The organism is Pseudomonas sp. NPDC087804 (assembly GCF_044742965.1).
In the GTDB taxonomy this organism is placed as follows: domain Bacteria; phylum Pseudomonadota; class Gammaproteobacteria; order Pseudomonadales; family Pseudomonadaceae; genus Aquipseudomonas; species Aquipseudomonas rustica.
This window is the reverse complement of sequence record NZ_JBIUVN010000008.1, coordinates 1-18964: the sequence shown is the minus strand read 5'-3', so window position 1 is coordinate 18964 and position 18964 is coordinate 1. Positions and strand designations below refer to the sequence as shown.

The following is an 18964-nucleotide window of genomic DNA, read 5'->3' as shown; positions in this document are numbered from 1 at the left end:
TTTACGCGAGATATCATTCCGTTTATTCATGCTGAGCATAGAAAGACAAGAAAAGGATCGGCCATGCTGAACAAACGCCACTTGCCCTCGATCACCGCCCTGCAATGCTTCGAGGCCGTGACCCGGCACCTGAGCTTCACCCGCGCCGCCGAGGAACTGAACCTGACCCAGAGTGCGGTGAGCAAGCAGGTCGCGCAGCTTGAGGAATTGTTACAACACTTATTGTTCCTCCGCGTGCGCCGACGTTTGCAGATGACCCCGGCCGGGGATTTGTACTTGGTGGAAGTACGAAAAATCCTCACGCAGGTGGAGATGTCGACGCATTACCTGCGTTCCTACGGCGGCGAGACCGAAGTCCTACGCGTATCGACCCCGTCGACCTTCGGCGCGCGTTGGCTGGTGCCGCGCCTGAAAGGCTGGCGTTTGCGCCATCCGTCAATTCATCTGGATTTGTGCAACGAGCAAGAGGCCGATGATTTGCTGCAAGGGCGCAGTGACCTGGCTTTCTATTACGGTCAAGGCTCGCGACCGGGGACTGAGTGCCTGAAGTTGTTCAGTGAAGAACTGGTGCCGGTGTGCGCGCCGAGCAGCCTGCCGGATACGCCGTTCACTGATCCGACGCAACTCACCGATCTGGTCTTGCTGCAAAATGCCTCACGCCCACAGGCGTGGCACGACTGGTTCGACAGTCAGGGCTACCAGACCGAACACAGCTATCACGGGCCACGTTTTGAAACCTTTTATATGTGCATTCGCGCCGCACAGGTGGGTTGTGGCGTGGCGCTGTTGCCACGTTTTCTGGTGGAAGAGGAATTGGCCGACGGCAAACTGGTCATTCCCTGGCAGCATGCGATGCCGAGCACTGACGCGTACTATCTGGCGTACCCGGAGCACGCGGCGGAAGTGCCCAAGGTGCGGGTTTTCGTCAAATGGATGCTCGAGCAGATCGACAATCCCTGACCTGACGCCCAATGCAGAGTTATCCACAATCCCTGTGGGAGCGGGCTTGCTCGCGAAAGCGGTGTTTCAGCGACATTTGAATCGACTGACAGAACGCCTTCGCGAGCAAGCCCGCTCCCACAAGGATCTGATGCGTTTTCAGAAATTGCTGGCAATCCCCACCACTGATATGCGCCACTAGCGCCATTGATTTTTACCGCGCCACAGCGCGGCGCACCTGGAGACCGTTTATGAGCGAGAGTGTGTTTGCCGATCGCATCGTGCAGAACCTGCTCGACACCGACTTCTACAAACTGACGATGATGCAGGCGGTGCTGCACAACTACCCCAACGTTGAAGTCGAATGGGAATTCCGTTGCCGCAACAGCGAGGATCTGCGCCCGTATCTGGCCGAGATCCGCTATCAGATCGAACGCCTGGCCGAACTGAGCCTGAGCGCCGATCAACTGAATTTCCTTGAGCGTATCTCCTTCCTGAAACCGGACTTCCTGCGATTCCTCGGTCTGTTCCGCTTCAACCTGCGCTACGTGCACACCGGCATCGAAAACGGCGAGCTGTTCATCCGACTGCGCGGGCCGTGGCTGCATGTGATTCTTTACGAAGTGCCGCTGCTGGCGATCGTCAGCGAAGTGCGCAACCGCTATCGCTACCGCGAAACCGTGCTCGAACAGGCGCGCGAGAAGCTCTACCGCAAATTCGACTGGCTGACCGCCAACGCCTCGGCCGACGAATTGTCGCAACTGCAAGTAGCCGATTTCGGCACCCGCCGCCGGTTTTCTTACCGTGTGCAGGAAGAAGTGGTGAACGTGCTCAAGCACGATTTCCCCGGGCGTTTCGTCGGCACCAGCAACGTACACCTGTCGCGCGAACTCGACATGAAACCACTGGGCACCATGGCCCACGAATGGATCATGGCCCACCAGCAACTCGGCCCACGGTTGATCGACAGCCAGATCGCCGCGCTCGACTGTTGGGTGCGTGAGTACCGGGGTTTGCTGGGCATCGCCCTCACCGACTGCATTACCACCGATGCGTTTCTCGGCGATTTCGATCTGTTCTTCGCCAAGCTGTTCGACGGTTTACGCCACGACTCCGGGGATCCGGTGGTGTGGGGCGAAAAATGCATCGCGCATTACCACAAGCTCGGCATCGACCCGATGAGCAAGACGCTGGTGTTCTCCGACAGCCTGACCTTGCCCAAGTCGCTGGAGATCTTCCGCGCGCTGCACGGCCGGATCAACGTCAGCTTCGGCATCGGCACTAACCTCACCTGTGACATTCCGGGTGTCGAACCGATGAGCATCGTGCTTAAAATGACTGCCTGCAACGGCCAACCGGTGGCGAAGATCTCCGACGAGCCAGGCAAGTCCCACTGCAAAGACCCGAATTTCGTCGCCTACTTGCGACACGTGTTCCAGGTTCCTGCCGATTCCAGTTCATCTAGCAAGGAGTGAATTCATGCAAGCCGTACAGCGTGAGATTGCTGAACAGCTCAAAGTGCAACCGCCGTTCGCTGACTACAAAGCCCTGCAGGCCGAAGTCGCCCGGCGCATCGTCTTTATTCAGGATTGTCTGGTCAATTCCGGGCTCAAGACGCTGGTGCTCGGCATCAGCGGCGGCGTCGATTCGCTGACCGCAGGCCTCTTGGCCCAGCGCGCGATGCGTGAGCTGCGCGATCAAACCGGCGACAACAGCTACAAATTCATCGCCGTGCGCCTGCCGTACGAAACCCAGTTTGACGAACACGACGCCCAAGCCTCGGTGGATTTCATCGCCCCGGACGAACGCCACACCGTCAACATTGGGCCAGCCGTGAAGTCGCTGGCCAGTGAAGTCGCCGCGTTCGAAGGCAAACACGCAGTATCGGTGGACTTCGTGCTCGGCAACACCAAGGCGCGGATGCGCATGGTCGCTCAGTACACCATCGCCGGCGCAGCGCACGGCCTGGTGATCGGCACCGACCACGCGGCGGAAGCGGTGATGGGCTTCTTCACCAAATTCGGCGACGGCGCCTGCGATCTGGCACCGCTGAGCGGTCTGGTGAAAAATCAGGTGCGCGCGATCGCCCGCAGCTTCGGCGCGCCGGAATCGCTGGTCGAGAAAGTGCCGACGGCGGATCTTGAAGATTTGTCGCCGGGCAAACCGGACGAAGCGTCGCATGGCGTGACGTATGCCGAAATCGATGCGTTTCTGCACGGCGAGCCGGTGCGCGAGGAAGCCTTCAAAATCATCGTCGACACCTACAACAAAACCCATCACAAACGTGTGATGCCATTCGCCCCATAAGTCGCGACGGAGCCTGTAGGAGCTGTCGAGTGAAACGAGGCTGCGATCTTTTGATCTTGATCTTCAAAAACAGATCAAAAGATCGCAGCCTTCGGCAGCTCCTACAGAAAGCAAAAAGCGTCCCAAGGGACGCTTTTTTATTGGCCGGATAACCGTCTGTTGGACTCAGGAAGCGACGACTCGAACAGTCCAAGGGGCGGACACTCGATTCTCATAAGTCCTGATCCTGAAGGTATGAACCTTCTCTGCCAAATCATAAGCCGTCACTGTGAAAACTCCATTTGAATCTGCCTGGATCGATGAAACGTCATTGTCGTAGTCAGAGAGAAACCCTTTTTCATTCGGATTTGCCGTGCCAACAAACGTCACCGTCTTAGCGGTTGTTTTTTCGTGGTTTCCAAGCAGCTTCAAATTTGAATCGATGACGAACTGGATCCCAAGCGGAGCTGACTCTTTGACCTCGATATCCCAAGGCTGGGATAAAACTCCGTCAGGCCCAAGCACGGTAAACTGATGAAGCCCTGTCACCAGGTCCTGAACCAAGGCGTTCCAATGGCTGTTACCGTCCACTGTAAGCGTTTGAAGATAATTCCCGTTATCGAAAAGCTTCACTTCCGTGTGGCTCCTCCCAATGCCAACGAAGTTCAACTCGGTATCACGTGTGAACCCGCCTCTTTCGATTGGATTGCCATTGCTGTCGTTAACCCAATCAATGTCTGCTTCCGTGGCCTTGACAATGAAAACACGCCAGACATCCGACTTATGACCATCCATCGTTTGAACGGTATATACATGCTCCCCCGCTGCCTCATCGGGTAAAAAGGCACTGAAATGGCTGTTATCGTCCACCCATACAGCGGGGTGCGTCCCAACTCCATTATCAAGAATTTGCGCGTACTGGCTTGGTTGAGCCGATCCAACGAAAGACAAATCAGAATTATCGGTTACGCCACCATTGTCGATGGGCTCGCCCTTACCATTGGTGATGCTTTCAATTCGAGTCGAGCTCACTTTCGCGATTTTATCCAGCGAGCTAATCAAAGTACGCTGGTGGGGCAATTTCTCTTGATCGGTCATACGAAAACTCCTTTTTCGGAATGGATGCGCCCGGTGATGCGAGTGCGTACCCATCAGACTCAGGATCAAGATTTGTGTCTACTGTCAGAAATTACAGGTATCGATGCTTTTCCGACCAGTGGGCCAAGCTTGATGTTTCACTAAAAACACCCATTCCAGACACAAAAAAACGCCGCTGCGATAACCTCGCAGCGGCGTTTTTTTAAAGCTTCAGCGGCTGATTATTTCAGCGTCACAGTGCCTTTCATCATCGAGATGTGGCCTGGGAACGAGCAGAAGAAGCCATATTTTTCAGCGGCGTCCAGCTTCGATACGTCGAAGGTCAGCGAATCGGTTTCTTTGGCGCCGATGATTTTGGTGTGGGCGATTACGCGAGCGTCGCCGTCTTTCAGGTAGTTCTTGTCGATGCCGGCGGCCAGGCCGTCGGTGGCGATTGGCTGCATGTCAGTTTCTTTGCTGATCACCAGGTTATGGCCCATGACGTTCTTCGGCAGGCTGCCGGAGTGGGTCAGTTCGACGGTGAAGGTCTTGCAGCTCTTGTCGATCACGATTTCCTTGGTGTTGAAGGACATCTGATCGGTGGAGTCAACGGTGGTTTTGCACTCGGCAGCCATCAATTGGCTGCTGGCCAGCGCCAGCAGGGATACCGCAACAACTTTGGAAAACATGGTGAATCTCCAAGGCAGGGTTAACAAAAACACTAATGGTGGAAAGACTGCCTGAAATCTTCGCAAGTTCCTATGACTTGCGTCAAAAATTGTATACAACTTTCAGGCTATGACACTCATCGACACAATCTAACGGCCAGAATTCCCGCCCCGCCCTATGATCGGCGCATCTACTGAAACGGAGTGCCTGTCATGTTCTTTAACGGTCTGTTGTGCAGTTTGCTCGCCGCCTACGCCTGTGGCGCCAGCGGTACCTTTGAAACACCGGAACGCGAAGTTTAGCCCTTGGATCGAGGCGTGCCAGCCATTACCCTGTGTCGGATTGACCCAGGAGAAAAGCATGTCTCTGAAATCCGTTTGTGTATTTTGCGGTGCCAACGCCGGTACTGATCCGGCTTACACCGAAGCGGCCGTTGCATTAGGCAGAGCCCTCGCCGAGCGTAAGCTGACGCTGGTTTACGGCGGTGGCGCCGTGGGTTTGATGGGGATTGTCGCCGACGCCGCGCTGGCCGCTGGTGGCGAAGTGATCGGCATCATTCCGCAGAGCCTGATGGACAAGGAAATCGGTCACAAAAGCCTGACACGTCTGGAAGTGGTCGACGGCATGCATGCGCGCAAGGCGCGGATGGCGGAGCTCAGCGATGCGTTTATCGCCCTGCCCGGCGGCCTCGGCACGCTGGAAGAATTGTTTGAAGTCTGGACCTGGGGCCAGCTCGGCTATCACGGCAAACCGCTGGGTCTGCTCGAAGTGAACGGTTTTTACAGCAAACTCACTGCTTTTCTTGACCACATCGTCGGCGAAGGCTTCGTTCGCGCGCCACACCGTGACATGCTGCAAGTGAGCGAATCGCCGCAAACGCTGCTCGATGCCCTGGATAACTGGAAGCCGACCGTCACGCCAAAGTGGGTCGATCAAAAACCCGGTTAACCCTCGGACGTCGATACAGGGCAGAATACGCGCCGCTCAACCTCACCTTCGACCTAGAGGAACGCCCATGGCCAAACCCAATTACTCCTTCGCCAAACGTCAACGCGACTTGGCAAAGGAACAGAAGAAAGAGGAAAAGCTTCAGCGCAAGAAGCAAACCGCTGAAGAAGCAGCACTGAACCCTGAGGGTGAAGTGGCAACGGAAGATGATGTTGATGCAACCGAAGCACCGAAAGATCAGGCGCCTGACGCCTGAACCCCACCGGGTTTGATGATCGAATCAGACCCTGCGGATTTGTGACGGGGCTGGCGGTTTCACTGCCGGCCCTCACAGCCCTTCCCCTCCCAAGTGCACCCAAATTCCCATGTGGGAGCGAGCCTGCTCGCGAAAGCGCTGTGTTAGCCACTTTATGAGCTGACTGACCTGACGCCTTCGCGAGCAGGCTCGCTCCCACAGTTTTGATCGCCGTTAGTCCATGGGCATCACGGTGACGCGGACTTCCGGGTCGTGGTTGCCGCCGCCGAGGATTACCCCGCGTAGCGGCGAAACATCTGAGAAGTCCCTGCCCCACGCCAAAGTGATGTGCTCCAGCGCCGGCTGCACGTTATTGGTCGGATCGAAATCCACCCAGCCCAGCACCGGGCAAAACACCGACACCCACGCATGCGACGCATCGGCGCCGATCAGGCGTGGCTGCCCCGGCGGCGGCTGAGTCAGCAGATAACCACTGACGTAACGCGCCGCCAAGCCTCGCGAGCGCACACACGCCAGCATCAAGTGCGCGAAGTCCTGACACACCCCGCGCCGCCGCTCCAGCACTTCTACCAGCGGCGTCGCCACTTGGGTCGCTTCGGCATCGAAGGTGAATTCGCTGAATATCTTCTGCATCAACGCCTGCACACCGAGCATCAATGGCTGCCCCGGCGCAAAGCAGCTTTGCGAGAACTCGACGAAGCTGCGCTTCAAATGCACATACGGTGACTGAAAGCGGTATCGACACGCCTCAAGTATCTCGGCGGACAACGGCAGACTGCTGTAGGTCAGCGCATCGCGGGTCTGCTCCCACGCCGGCGACTGCTTAAAATCCAGCACCGGCCGCGCCAGCACTTCCACCGTCAGCCGCGCGTTGACCTGCAATTCATCATGCGGGCGCTCGAACGCCAGTCGCGTCAGCGGATTACCGAACACATCCAGTTCATCCCGCCGTGCCGTCGGCTCCGGGCTGATTAATAATTTTTGTTCGGTGCAGCGCTGCCAGGCACATTCGCGTGGCCATAGATGTGCCAATTGCTGCGCCAGCGACACCGGGCTGTCGTAGTGATAACAGGTGTCGTGGAGGATCTGGTAATGCGCGCTCATCAGACGGACACCGTGCGTTGGCTGACATCATCGACGTGAGCGAAATGGCGCAGGGCCAGACGATCAGATACTTGCCCGCTGGCCTCGGCAATCTCTTGCAGCAGATCCGCGAGGCCATTGAGCGCCGCGCGCACGCTGGTGTCACCGAACAGCGGATTTTCCAGACAGCCCAGATCGAAACGCGCCAAACGCTCGACCAATTGCGGCAATCCTGCCTCCCGAGGCGCACCAAAATCCTCGTTCAGGCGCTTCAACGTGCGCGTCACCAGTTTCAGCTGGAACAGCACCGCGTGCGGGTTCTGCTCATCCAGCAGCAACAGATCCAGCACCGGGATCAATTGCGCCACCGCCAGATACCGTGAGCGATAGGTGATGCTGCTGTTACCCAGTTCCAGTAGCCATTCCAGCCCCGACTGATCGAAAGCGCCGGCGCCGCGCAAAAATGCCGCGAGACTGCTGCTGAGGAATTGCAGACGTTCGATGCGCCGGCCAATCATCAGAAAGCGCCAGCCTTCATCGCGGGTCATGTCATCAAGGGCAAAACCGGACAGCGCCGCCAGCGACATCACCAGTCGGTTGAGAAAATCCAGCAACTCGCCGAAGTCCGGCTCGTCGGTATCCAGCTCCATCGCTTCGCGCTGCAACTCGACCAGCGCCTGCCAGTTCTCCCGCGAAAGCTTGCCGCGCACCTGCGAGGCCGCCCACTGCAAGCGTTGCAGGTTGGAGCGCAGGCTGAATGACCAGTCGTCCCCCAGAAGAGCAGCCAGCAGCCGCTCCGGCAATTCACCTTCGTCCGGCAACAGCGCCAGCCGTTCACCCAGATCGACAGCGGCCTGCAACGCCTGCGGGTCATCGCCGTCGACATACCGCGCGAGCATGATGCGCAGCAAGCGCGCACTGTCGTCGCAGCGCTCGCAATAACGGCCGAACCAGAACAGGTTTTCCACCACCCGCGACGGCAAATAGGGATCGCGGCGGACGAGGTCATGTACGCCGACATTGCGCTGAGTTTTCCACTGCTCACCGCTCGGCGGTCGTTCGCCCAGCACCCAGGTGTCCTTGCTCGCGCCGCCGCGCTGCATCGACACCACTTCGGCATCGGCCTCGGCGGCCACTCGGGTCAGGCCACCGGGCAGCACGCGATAACCGTCGCGACTGGCCACGGCGTACATGCGCATGCCGATCGCCCGGGGTTGCAATTGACCGTTTTCAGCCTGCCAGATAGGGGCGTGGGACAGTTGAGCCAATTCTTGCGCGACGTAGGCATAAGGTCGCGCCTGCATGCGCTCGGCCAGCGCCTGTCGCTGTTTTTCACTCAAATCACGACCAAACACGGGTGCGAAGGTTTGCGAGGGAAACGCTGGTTTGATCAACAGTTCCGGAAGTTTCTCCAACGCCTGCGCCAACACCGGCGCCTCGCCACACCACCACGTGGCAATCGATGGCAGGATCAGTTCTTCGCCGAACAGGTATTGATTGATCTTCGGCAGAAACCCCAGCAACCCCGGCGATTCCAGTACGCCGCTACCCAACGCATTAGTCACCAGCACACGGCCCTGACGCACGGCTTCAAGCAATCCGGGCACGCCGAGTGCCGAGTCCGTGCGCAACTCCAGCGGGTCGCAGAAATCGTCGTCGAGCCGGCGCATGATTGCGTGTACCCGACGCAGGCCGCTGAGGGTTTTCAGGTAGACCGTGGCATCGCGCACGGTCAGATCGCCGCCCTCGACCAGCGGATAACCGAGCTGGCGAGCCAGGTACAAATGTTCGAAATAGCTTTCGTTGAAACGCCCAGGCGTCAGCAACACGATCAGCGGCGCGCCGTCGTCGCAGGGCGCCTGACGGGCCATGGTTTCCTGCAACGTACGAAAAAAACCGGCCAGATGCTGCACCTTCAGGTCGCGGTACAACTCGGGGAAGGCACGGGAAACGATGGTGCGGTTTTCCAGCGCATAACCGGCACCCGAGGGTGCCTGAGTACGATCGGCCGTCACCCACCAGCGGCCGTCCGGCGTGCGCGCCAGATCCACCGCGTAAAGATGCAGGAAAGCCCCTTCCGGTGGCGCAATGCCCTGACACGGCCAGAGAAAATTGTTGTGGCCGAAGACCAGTTCCGCCGGCAGCAGACCTTCGCTGATCAGCTTTTGCGGGCCATAAAGATCCGCCAGCACCGCATTGAGCAGGCGCGCACGCTGAGCGATCCCGGCTGACAACTGCTGCCATTCATCCGCCGCAATCACATGGGGCAGCAGATCCAGTTCCCACGGCCGATCCGCGCCTTTGGGGTCGGCATAGACGTTATAGGTAACGCCGTTTTCCTGAATCTGCCGCGCCAGCAATGCCTGCCGTTGTACCAACTGCGCCGGCGTGCTGCGCTGCAACTGATCGAACAGTCGCCTCCAATGCGGGCGCACCGCTCCACTGCCGTCGAGCAGTTCGTGATAAGTGCCCGCCGTGAGCGGGTAGCGGTCTAGCAGGTCAGGCATGGAAAGCTCGGCAGACAGCAAGGAACGGTCAGACTAACGCAGGCACATGACGCCCGGATATACGAAAAATCTAAGCGTCGCGTACGATTTGGAAACGTCGTAAATCGATTGTCATCGGTAGCTCGTCAGTGATTTCCACCTTCGGTATAGGAAGTTTCCCTGGCGTGTGTCCGACGCGGAAGAATCGCGCCATACGCCGGCTCTCCGCTTCGTTAGCGTTAACCGGCAGCGTCTCGTAATTACGCCCGCCGGGATGCGCGACGTGGTACTGACAACCGCCCAGTGATCGACCCATCCAGGTGTCGAGCAGGTCGAATACCAGCGGTGCGTGCACAGGTATGTTCGGTTGCAGGCAGTTGGCCGGTTGCCAGGCGCGGTAACGCACACCTGCGACGAATTCGCCGACGCGCCCGGTCGGGTGCAACGGCACCGCGATGCCATTACACGTCAGCAGATAACGCTGCGGCGGCAAGCCTTTTACCCTGACCTGCAAACGCTCCAGCGATGAATCGACATAACGCACCGTGCCGCCCGCCGCGCCCTCCTCGCCCAGCACATGCCACGGTTCCAGCGCCTGGCGCAGTTCCAGTTCGATGCCATTAACGGCGTAATCGCCGACCTTCGGAAAACGAAACTCCAGATGCGCCGCAAACCATTCCGCCCGCAGTGGATAACCGGCGTTGTTCAGTTCGACGATGACGTCGGCGAAGTCCTGCTCGATAAAGTGCGGCAGCAAAAAGCGGTCGTGCAGTTCGGTGCCCCAGCGCGCCAGTTTCGTGGGCGCATAAGGTTCGCGCCAGAACCGTGCGACCAGCGCCCGCAGCAATAATTGTTGAGCGAGGCTCATGCGCGCGTGAGGCGGCATTTCGAACGCGCGCAACTCCAGCAAGCCGAGACGCCCTGTGGCGCCATCCGGCGAATACAGTTTGTCGATGCAGAACTCGGCACGATGAGTGTTGCCAGTGACGTCGATCAGCAAGTTGCGCAGCAATCGATCGACCAACCACGGTGCGCATTCCTCGCCCGGCTCCGGCATCTGCGCGAAAGCGATTTCCAGCTCATACAGCGCGTCATTGCGCGCCTCATCGACGCGCGGCGCCTGTGAGGTCGGGCCGATGAACAATCCGGAAAACAGGTACGACAGCGATGGATGGTTGTGCCAGTAACTGATCAGGCTGCGCAGCAGATCCGGACGTCGCAGAAACGGTGAATCCGCCGGCGTTGCGCCGCCGAGCACAAAGTGATTGCCGCCGCCGGTACCGGTGTGGCGGCCGTCGATCATGAATTTCTCGGTGGTCAGGCGGGTTTGCCGCGCTTCTTCATAGAGGAACTCGGTGCGCTCGACCAACTCGTCCCATGTCGCCGAGGGCTGCACGTTGACCTCGATCACGCCCGGATCGGGGGTGATGCGGAAGTTGCTCAGGCGTTGATCGCTAGGCGGCTCGTAGCCTTCCAGCAAGACCGGACAATGCAGTTCTTCGGCGGTGGCCTCGATGGCCGCGACCAGTTCCAGATAATCTTCGACCCGCTCCAGCGGCGGCATGAACAGGTATAAACGCCCTTCGCGGGCTTCGGCACAGAACGCGGTGCGGGTCAGCCAATCGGCGGATTCGTCGATTTTTGGCGTGCGCTCATCAGACGTCGCCGGTTCGCCGTGAAGGTTGAGTTGGGTGGTTTGCGGCAGCTCGGGAAAATCCTGATTTGGATCCTGGGGATGAATAAACGGGTACTCGGCGGCTTTTACCCACGGCTGCGAACCGAGCGGCAGGCGATAACCCAGTGGCGAATCCCCCGGCACCAAGCGGCAATGCTCGTCTCGCAGGAACCAGCGGCCGCTTTGCCATTGATCGCCCTTGGCTGTGCGCGCCAGAGGCAGCACTTGGCCGATCACCTTGTTCAGGCCCTGACTGAAGACTTTGCGCAGGCGTGCGCGCTCCAGCGGCTCCTCCAGACGCGAGTCTTCGGCGCTGACGTTGCTCGGCAACGTGCCCTCGCGCCACAGGTAATAGAAGTTGTCCTCGTAGGCCGGGAACACAAAACGTGTAGGCAATTTCAGGCGTTCGGCGACACTGGCCAGAAAACGCCCGGCCAATTCACCTGTGGCGCCGTAATCCTGCTGCTCGTCAGCGATCAGCGCATCGTTGTGCCAGACCGGCACGCCGTCGCGGCGCCAGTAGCAATTGAGCGACCAGCGCGGCAGTTGCTCGCCCGGATACCACTTGCCCTGACCGAAATGCACCAGGCCCTTCGGTGCGTAGTGTTTGCGCATGCGCTGGAACAATTCGGCAGAGAGACGGCGCTTGTCCTCTCCCAATGCGGCGGTGTTCCACTCGGCACCGTCCGGGTCATCGATGGACACGAAAGTCGGCTCGCCGCCCATGGTCAGGCGTACATCCTCCGCCAGCAGGTCGGCATCAATCTGCCGGCCGAGCGCTTGAATCGCCAGCCATTGCTCATCGGTGTAAGGCTTGGTGACGCGCGGCGCCTCCCAGATCCGCTCCACCGACATTTCGTGGCTGAACACGCATTCGCAGGGTTCGACCAAGCCACTGATCGGCGCCGCCGAGGACGGATCGGGACTACAGGCCAACGGGATATGCCCTTCACCGGCGAACAGGCCTGACGTCGCATCAAGGCCGATCCAGCCGGCGCCCGGCAAATACACCTCACACCAAGCGTGCAGGTCGGTGAAATCCACTTCGGTGCCGGACGGGCCGTCGAGGCTTTTCACGTCTGCGGTCAGTTGAATCAAGTAACCGGAAACAAATCGCGCGGCCAAGCCGAGGTTGCGCAGCAGTTGCACCAGCAACCACGCCGAGTCGCGGCAGGAGCCGGAGGCGTGTTCGAGGGTGTGCTCCGGGGTTTGCACACCCGGTTCCATGCGGATCAGGTAGCCGATGTCTTCGCTGAGGCGCTGGTTGAGTGCGACGAGGAAGTCCACCGCTGGCAGCGGCGTGCGGTCGATGGCGTCCAGATAGGCTTTGAATTTCGGCGTCAGTGGCAGGGTTTCGAGATATGGCGCTAACTCTTTGCGTTCGTCCGGGGCGTAGGCGAAAGGGATTTTCTCGGCGTAGGGCTCAAGGAAAAAATCGAAGGGATTGAACACGGCCATTTCGGCCAGCAGATCGACCTCGATGCGCAACTCATCGGTTTTTTCCGGGAAGACCAGCCGCGCGAGGTAGTTGCCCTGCGGGTCTTGCTGCCAGTTGATGAAATGCTGCTCGGGCGAGACTTTCAGCGCATACGACAAAATCCGCGTGCGACTGTGGGCAGCCGGGCGCAGGCGAACGATCTGCGGGCCGAGTTCGACAGCGCGGTCGTAGCGGTAATGCGTGACGTGATGCAATGCGACATGAATCGACACGGCGTGCCTCCTGCGAGCCTAAGCGTATTCGAAAGCGCGCAAGACTTATGCCATGCAGAGGCTTGGGCGCTTTCCCGGAATGCTTAGGGCAGTACAGCACCAAAATCGGGCGATGCGGGGAAATGGTTAGGCGAAGTTGCGCCTAAATGTGGCGAAGATCAAAAGATCGCAGCCTGCGGCAGCTCCTACAGGGAAACGCGAATCCCACTGTAGGAGCTGCCGCAGGCTGCGATCTTTTGACTCAAAAAAAAAAACGCCAACCCGAAGGTTGGCGTTTGCTTTAGCGCGGTACGACCGGCTTGCGGGTCGGTTTCGGCCCTTTGCCTTTCGCGGCGTCTTTACGCTCTTTCGCAGCCTGTTGGTTGCGGGCAAATGCCGCCGCCTTGGCCTGCTCACGCTTGTCCCACGGATTACCACCATCACTGGCACGCGGCGGCAGACCGGTGTGCTGGGTGAGGATCTTGGTGGTCTTCTCTTTGCCTTCCTTCGCCACTTTATGGCTGCCAGCCGGTGTCGAGTTTTTGCGACGGGCGCTCTGGTAGCTGTCGGTGGTCGGCTGGTGCGTCGGGATCAGTTGATCCTTGCCCGAACCGATCAGGTCGCCGCGACCCATGCGGATCAGCGCTTCACGCAGCATCGGCCAGCCTTTCGGGTCGTGATAACGCAAGAACGCCTTGTGCAGACGACGCTGCTCTTCGCTCTTGACGATATTCACGCCGTCACTCTTGTAAGTGACCTTGCGCAGCGGGTTCTTGCCCGAGTGGTACATCGCGGTGGCGGTGGCCATCGGCGACGGGTAGAACGCTTGCACCTGGTCGGCGCGGAAGCCATTGCCCTTGAGCCACAGGGCCAGGTTCATCATGTCTTCGTCGGTGGTGCCCGGGTGGGCGGCGATGAAGTACGGAATCAGGTACTGCTCTTTGCCCGCTTCCTTGGTGTACTTCTCGAACATGCGCTTGAACTTGTCATAGCTGCCGATGCCCGGTTTCATCATCTGGTTGAGCGGACCTTCCTCGGTGTGTTCCGGGGCGATCTTCAGGTAACCGCCGACGTGGTGGGTCACCAGCTCTTTGACGTACTCCGGCGACTCGACCGCGAGGTCATAACGCAGGCCGGAGGCAATCAGGATCTTTTTCACACCCGGCAAGGCACGGGCGCTGCGGTACAGCTGAATCAGCGACGAGTGGTCGGTGTTCAGGTTCGGGCAGATGCCCGGGAATACGCAGGACGGCTTGCGGCACGCGGATTCGATTTCCGGCGTTTTGCAGGCGATACGGTACATGTTCGCGGTCGGGCCACCGAGGTCGGAGATGACGCCGGTGAAGCCTGGCACCTTGTCGCGGATCTCTTCGATCTCGCGAATGATCGACTCTTCGGAACGGTTCTGGATGATCCGGCCTTCGTGCTCGGTGATCGAGCAGAAGGTGCAGCCACCGAAGCAGCCGCGCATGATGTTCACCGAGAAACGGATCATGTCGTAGGCCGGGATTTTCTCCTTGCCGTACGCCGGGTGCGGAACACGTGCGTAAGGCATGCCGAACACGTAGTCCATTTCTTCGGTGGTCATCGGAATCGGCGGCGGGTTGAACCAGACGTCGACTTCGCCGTGCTTCTGCACCAGCGCGCGGGCGTTGCCCGGGTTGGTTTCGAGGTGAAGCACGCGGTTGGCGTGAGCATAAAGAACAGCATCACCGCGGACTTTTTCCATCGACGGCAAACGGATCACGGTCTTGTCGCGGGTCATGCGCGGGCTGGCCAGAATCTGGACAACCTTGGCTTCCTGCGGATCGTCGACCGGGCCCTTTTCCTGTTCAATGGCGCAGGCCTGGGTGTCCTGGGTGTTCACGTACGGGTTGATGATCTTGTCGACCTTGCCCGGACGGTCAATGCGCGTCGAGTCAACTTCGTACCAGCCTTGCGGCGTGTCACGACGAATGAACGCGGTGCCGCGCACGTCGGTGATGTCTTCGATCTTGTGGCCGTAGGACAGACGCTGGGCGACTTCGACAATCGCGCGCTCGGCGTTGCCGTACAGCAGAATGTCGGCGCAGGCGTCGATCAGGATCGAGTTACGCACGCGATCCTGCCAATAATCATAATGGGCGATGCGGCGCAGGGAGGCTTCGATGCCACCGAGAACGATCGGCACATTTTTGTAGGCTTCTTTGCAGCGCTGGCTGTAGACCAGGCTCGCGCGATCCGGACGTTTGCCGGCCATACCGCCCGGGGTATAGGCGTCGTCGGAACGGATTTTCTTGTCGGCGGTGTAGCGGTTGATCATCGAGTCCATGTTGCCGGCCGCGACGCCGAAGAACAGGTTCGGCTCGCCGAGCTTCATGAAGTCGTCTTTGGACTGCCAGTTTGGCTGGGCGATGATCCCGACGCGGAAGCCTTGCGACTCCAGTAGCCGGCCGATGATCGCCATGCCGAACGACGGGTGATCGACGTAGGCATCACCGGTGACGATGATGATGTCGCAGGAATCCCAGCCAAGCTGATCCATCTCCTCCCTGCTCATCGGCAGGAATGGCGCTGGCCCGAAACATTCGGCCCAGTACTTTGGATAGTCAAATAACGGCTTGGCTGCTTGCATGTCGATAACCGGTGTTGGCTTTCATTGAATTTCGCGGGCGCGGAATATAGCACAAATTTTGACCAATTCCGACGGCTGTGGTCGGAAATTGTGCCGACCCCATTCGCGAGCAGGCTCGCTCCCACATTTGAACGCATTCCAAATGTGGGAGCGAGCCTGCTCGCGAAGAGGCCAGATCAGGCGACGAAGATTACTCGTCGTCGTCGAAGTTATAGCTGCCCGGCGCAAGGTTTTCGAAACGGGTGTACTTACCGATAAACGCCAGGCGGATAAAGCCGATTGGCCCGTTCCGTTGCTTACCGATAATGATTTCGGCGATGCCTTTATGCTCGGTTTCCGGGTGATACACCTCGTCGCGGTATACGAACATGATCACGTCAGCATCCTGCTCGATCGCTCCGGATTCCCGGAGGTCGGAGTTGATCGGGCGTTTGTTCGGCCGCTGCTCGAGGGAACGGTTGAGCTGCGACAGCGCCACCACCGGGCAGTTGAATTCTTTGGCCAGGGCCTTCAAGGAACGCGAGATTTCCGAAATCTCGTTGGTGCGGTTGTCGCCGCCGGAACCTGGAATCTGCATCAATTGCAGGTAGTCGATCATGATCAGACCGATGTCACCGTGCTCACGCGCCAGACGCCGGGTTCGCGCACGCATTTCCGACGGACTGATACCGGCGGTGTCGTCGATGAACAGCTTGCGGTCATTGAGCAGGTTGACCGCCGAGGTCAGGCGCGGCCAGTCGTCATCTTCTAGCTGACCGGAACGCACCTTGGTCTGGTCGATGCGGCCCAGCGACGAGAGCATACGCATGACCAGCGATTCGCCTGGCATCTCGAGGGAGTACACCAGCACGGCCTTGTCGCTGCGCAGTACGGCGTTTTCCACCAGGTTCATCGCGAAGGTGGTTTTACCCATCGACGGACGACCGGCGACGATGATCAAGTCAGCTGGCTGCAAACCGCTGGTCTTCTCGTCGAGGTCGGTGTAGCCAGTGGACAGGCCAGTAATCGCGTTGTCGGTGTTGAACAGCGTGTCGATGCGGTCGATTGCCTTGGTCAGCAAATCGTTCACGCCTACCGGGCCACCGGTTTTCGGCCGGGCCTCGGCAATTGCAAAGATCTGACGCTCGGCTTCGTCGAGGATTTCCTCGGCGGTACGCCCTTCCGGGTTGAAGGCGCTGTCGGCGATCTCGGTGCTGATGCCGATCAGTTGGCGCAACGTCGCACGCTGGCGGACGATCTGCGCATACGCCTTGATGTTGGCGACGGACGGTGTGTTTTTCGCCAGTTCGCCGAGGTAACCGAGGCCGCCCACCTGCGAGGTCTGACCTTCCTTGTCCAATTGCTCGGCAAGGGTCACGACGTCGATTGGCGAGTTCTGATCGGCCAGCTTGGCGATCGCACGGAAGATCAGGCGGTGGTCATGTCGATAGAAATCACCGTCGGAGACTTGATCGAGCACGCGTTCCCAGGCGTTGTTGTCCAGCATCAGACCACCGAGTACAGCCTGTTCGGCTTCGATGGAATGCGGCGGCACCTTCAGGGCAGCGGTTTGCAGATCGTATTGCTCGGGAGCGGAGATATCGTTCATGGCCACTTGAGTTTGGTTGAAAATCAGGAATTGCAGAAAGACAAAGGGCACGACCTGTAAACAGGATCGTGCCCGATGTTAACCGTCTGACGGGCAAGCCGCCAGCCGATCAGGTGTTGCTTAAGCTGCTACCACGACAACGCGTACGGTGGCTTCAACTTCGGCGTGCAGGTGCACAGCCACGTCGAATTCACCTACGTTGCGGATGGTGCCGTTCGGCAGACGAACTTCGCTCTTCTGCACTTCAACGCCGGAGGCGGTCAGTGCGTCAGCGATGTCGTGAGTACCGATCGAACCGAACAGCTTGCCTTCGTCGCCAGCGGTGGCAGTGATGGTCACTTCCAGCTCGGCCAGTTGGGCAGCACGGCTTTCAGCCGATGCTTTACGGTCTGCAGCAGCTTTTTCCAGCTCGGCACGACGCTCTTCGAACGCAGCGATGTTCGCTGGGGTCGCGGCGGTAGCTTTGCCGTAAGGCAGCAGGTAGTTACGACCGTAACCGGCCTTAACGTTTACTTTGTCACCCAGGTTGCCCAGGTTGGTGACTTTTTCCAGAAGGATCAGTTGCATGTGAAAATCCTCTAACTTTTAACCTTCACCGTTCGCGCTGTCGGTGTCTTTCGACACGTGACGACCGCGAAAATCAATCAGGCTGTCGACAATGGCCAAAACCACGAGCAACGGATAGATCAGCTGCATGAACAGCAACAGCGTGACGTACAACCCCACCAGCCAGAAACCGGCCAGTCGCTTCTGCCCGACCAGCCCGTGAATCAAGGCAAGTCCGGCGAACACCAGCGGTACACTGCACAACGGCGTCAACATGGCCATCTGTGCACCGAGATTCGGGCCCAGAAGCATCAACGCCAGCAGTAACATCGCCGGCCCCAGCGGGATCCGTATGGCGCGAAACTCGCGACCAAAACCACCCGGGTTGTACAACAACGCCTGCCAATGACGCCCGACAATCAGGCTCAGCACGCTGACGATCTGCAACAACGCCGCAATCAGTCCGGTCAGGACTGGTGCAATCAGGGACGCGAAACGCGCTTGCTCATCGACCGACAATTGCTTGTAGGTCTCACCGAGAAGCGCGGGCATTACCTTGATAAGGGCCTGCGCGAGCATCTCGATCTGGGCCGCAAACGCCGCCCCGAGCACCACTGAAAACACCACTCCTATTGCCACGCTGGCCAGCAGCGTACGAACCCAGGACTCACTTGCGCGCAAAATCAACGCAAGCCCCGAAGACCCCAGCAGCACCAGAAGTGCCCGTGGATCATCGGCGTACAACCACCAGACCAAGGCCGGCAGCAGTCCCAGCAACAGAACACCAAGGGCGTCTGTCAATCCGCGCCGCAGCAGCACGAGGCTCCCGGCGGCGGCACCCAACCAATACAACAACGGCAATGTTGCACATCCGGCCACTACGAGAGTGGCCTGCATGCGGCCGCGCATGATGAACTCAGCTAAGGCACGCATGCATTCAATCCTTTGCTACTTGTCGACTGCCCGGTCTCAGCGGCCGTGGCTGTCGGTGTAGGCCAGCAGGGCCAGGAAGCTGGCGCGCAAGTAAGACGTGGCCAGCTTACTATTAAAACGAGCTTTGGTACATGAGAAGCGTCATGGAAAGAATTAGCCGGTCTCTGAAACGTAG

At 59.0% G+C, this 18964-nt stretch carries 14 protein-coding genes; 5 read left to right on the top strand and 9 right to left on the bottom strand.

Features of this window, described 5'->3' with window-relative positions; all coding sequences use genetic code 11:
* The first annotated feature begins 63 nt into the window (after positions 1-63).
* The 3 genes from ACIOMO_RS13695 to nadE all read left to right on the top strand — a co-directional run bounded on the left by ACIOMO_RS13695 (position 64) and on the right by nadE (position 3246).
* Positions 64-960 (top strand): LysR family transcriptional regulator, encoded by an 897-nt coding sequence (locus tag ACIOMO_RS13695; RefSeq protein ID WP_401241310.1) that lies wholly within the window; start codon positions 64-66, stop codon positions 958-960.
* A 230-nt stretch (positions 961-1190) separates the two neighbouring features.
* On the top strand, positions 1191-2414 hold the full coding sequence (gene pncB / locus ACIOMO_RS13690) for a nicotinate phosphoribosyltransferase (protein ID WP_401241308.1): 1224 nt from the start codon (positions 1191-1193) through the stop codon (positions 2412-2414).
* A gap of 4 nt (positions 2415-2418) precedes the next feature.
* Positions 2419-3246, top strand: coding sequence for an ammonia-dependent NAD(+) synthetase (gene nadE / locus ACIOMO_RS13685; RefSeq protein ID WP_401241306.1), 828 nt, complete (start codon positions 2419-2421; stop codon positions 3244-3246).
* Positions 3247-3411: 165 nt separating this feature from the next.
* On the opposite strand, the gene ACIOMO_RS13680 is transcribed toward nadE, so the two are convergent.
* Entirely contained in the window at positions 3412-4323 is a 912-nt protein-coding gene (locus ACIOMO_RS13680) for a hypothetical protein (RefSeq protein WP_401241304.1), read from the bottom strand.
* 221 nt (positions 4324-4544) lie between these two features.
* Complete coding sequence (azu, locus tag ACIOMO_RS13675) at positions 4545-4991, bottom strand: azurin (RefSeq protein WP_401241301.1); 447 nt, start codon at positions 4989-4991, stop codon at positions 4545-4547.
* Positions 4992-5331: 340 nt separating this feature from the next.
* Here azu and ACIOMO_RS13670 point away from each other — a divergent pair, with 340 nt between their 5' ends.
* Entirely contained in the window at positions 5332-5919 is a 588-nt protein-coding gene (locus ACIOMO_RS13670; protein WP_053116783.1) for a TIGR00730 family Rossman fold protein, read from the top strand.
* Between the two features lie 67 nt (positions 5920-5986).
* Positions 5987-6175, top strand: coding sequence for a hypothetical protein (locus tag ACIOMO_RS13665; protein WP_158836123.1), 189 nt, complete (start codon positions 5987-5989; stop codon positions 6173-6175).
* A gap of 213 nt (positions 6176-6388) precedes the next feature.
* Here ACIOMO_RS13665 and ACIOMO_RS13660 read toward each other — a convergent pair whose 3' ends face one another.
* The 7 genes from ACIOMO_RS13660 to ACIOMO_RS13630 all read right to left on the bottom strand — a co-directional run bounded on the left by ACIOMO_RS13660 (position 6389) and on the right by ACIOMO_RS13630 (position 18789).
* Positions 6389-7279, bottom strand: coding sequence for a transglutaminase N-terminal domain-containing protein (locus ACIOMO_RS13660; RefSeq protein WP_401241298.1), 891 nt, complete (start codon positions 7277-7279; stop codon positions 6389-6391).
* On the bottom strand, positions 7279-9765 hold the full coding sequence (locus tag ACIOMO_RS13655; RefSeq protein ID WP_401241295.1) for a circularly permuted type 2 ATP-grasp protein: 2487 nt from the start codon (positions 9763-9765) through the stop codon (positions 7279-7281). The genes ACIOMO_RS13660 and ACIOMO_RS13655 overlap by 1 nt, the downstream gene beginning before the upstream one ends.
* 70 nt (positions 9766-9835) lie before the next feature.
* Positions 9836-13129 carry a DUF2126 domain-containing protein gene (locus tag ACIOMO_RS13650; RefSeq protein WP_401241292.1) on the bottom strand — a complete coding sequence of 1098 codons (3294 nt, stop codon included), beginning with the start codon at positions 13127-13129 and terminating at the stop codon, positions 9836-9838.
* 280 nt (positions 13130-13409) lie between these two features.
* Positions 13410-15722, bottom strand: a complete 2313-nt coding sequence (locus ACIOMO_RS13645) for a YgiQ family radical SAM protein (protein WP_053116779.1) — start codon at positions 15720-15722, stop codon at positions 13410-13412.
* A gap of 190 nt (positions 15723-15912) precedes the next feature.
* The gene (gene dnaB / locus ACIOMO_RS13640) at positions 15913-17310 is read right to left on the bottom strand and encodes a replicative DNA helicase (RefSeq protein WP_053116810.1); all 1398 of its coding nucleotides are present in this window, start codon (positions 17308-17310) and stop codon (positions 15913-15915) included.
* A 120-nt stretch (positions 17311-17430) separates the two neighbouring features.
* Positions 17431-17877, bottom strand: coding sequence for a 50S ribosomal protein L9 (gene rplI / locus ACIOMO_RS13635; RefSeq protein ID WP_042557398.1), 447 nt, complete (start codon positions 17875-17877; stop codon positions 17431-17433).
* A gap of 18 nt (positions 17878-17895) precedes the next feature.
* Positions 17896-18789, bottom strand: a complete 894-nt coding sequence (locus ACIOMO_RS13630) for a hypothetical protein (protein ID WP_212544907.1) — start codon at positions 18787-18789, stop codon at positions 17896-17898.
* Positions 18790-18964 lie beyond the last annotated feature (175 nt).

Excerpts from the sequence above, each read along its gene's own strand:
- ACIOMO_RS13695 (WP_401241310.1), top strand. The coding sequence starts at position 64 with ATGCTGAACAAACGCCACTTGCCCTCGATCACCGCCCTGCAATGCTTC.
- ACIOMO_RS13630 (WP_212544907.1), bottom strand. The coding sequence starts at position 18,789 with ATGCGTGCCTTAGCTGAGTTCATCATGCGCGGCCGCATGCAGGCCACT.
- ACIOMO_RS13660 (WP_401241298.1), bottom strand. The coding sequence starts at position 7,279 with ATGAGCGCGCATTACCAGATCCTCCACGACACCTGTTATCACTACGAC.
- azu (WP_401241301.1), bottom strand. The coding sequence starts at position 4,991 with ATGTTTTCCAAAGTTGTTGCGGTATCCCTGCTGGCGCTGGCCAGCAGC.
- rplI (WP_042557398.1), bottom strand. The coding sequence starts at position 17,877 with ATGCAACTGATCCTTCTGGAAAAAGTCACCAACCTGGGCAACCTGGGT.
- ACIOMO_RS13645 (WP_053116779.1), bottom strand. The coding sequence starts at position 15,722 with ATGCAAGCAGCCAAGCCGTTATTTGACTATCCAAAGTACTGGGCCGAA.
- ACIOMO_RS13670 (WP_053116783.1), top strand. The coding sequence starts at position 5,332 with ATGTCTCTGAAATCCGTTTGTGTATTTTGCGGTGCCAACGCCGGTACT.
- ACIOMO_RS13665 (WP_158836123.1), top strand. The coding sequence starts at position 5,987 with ATGGCCAAACCCAATTACTCCTTCGCCAAACGTCAACGCGACTTGGCA.
- ACIOMO_RS13655 (WP_401241295.1), bottom strand. The coding sequence starts at position 9,765 with ATGCCTGACCTGCTAGACCGCTACCCGCTCACGGCGGGCACTTATCAC.
- pncB (WP_401241308.1), top strand. The coding sequence starts at position 1,191 with ATGAGCGAGAGTGTGTTTGCCGATCGCATCGTGCAGAACCTGCTCGAC.
- dnaB (WP_053116810.1), bottom strand. The coding sequence starts at position 17,310 with ATGAACGATATCTCCGCTCCCGAGCAATACGATCTGCAAACCGCTGCC.
- ACIOMO_RS13680 (WP_401241304.1), bottom strand. The coding sequence starts at position 4,323 with ATGACCGATCAAGAGAAATTGCCCCACCAGCGTACTTTGATTAGCTCG.
- nadE (WP_401241306.1), top strand. The coding sequence starts at position 2,419 with ATGCAAGCCGTACAGCGTGAGATTGCTGAACAGCTCAAAGTGCAACCG.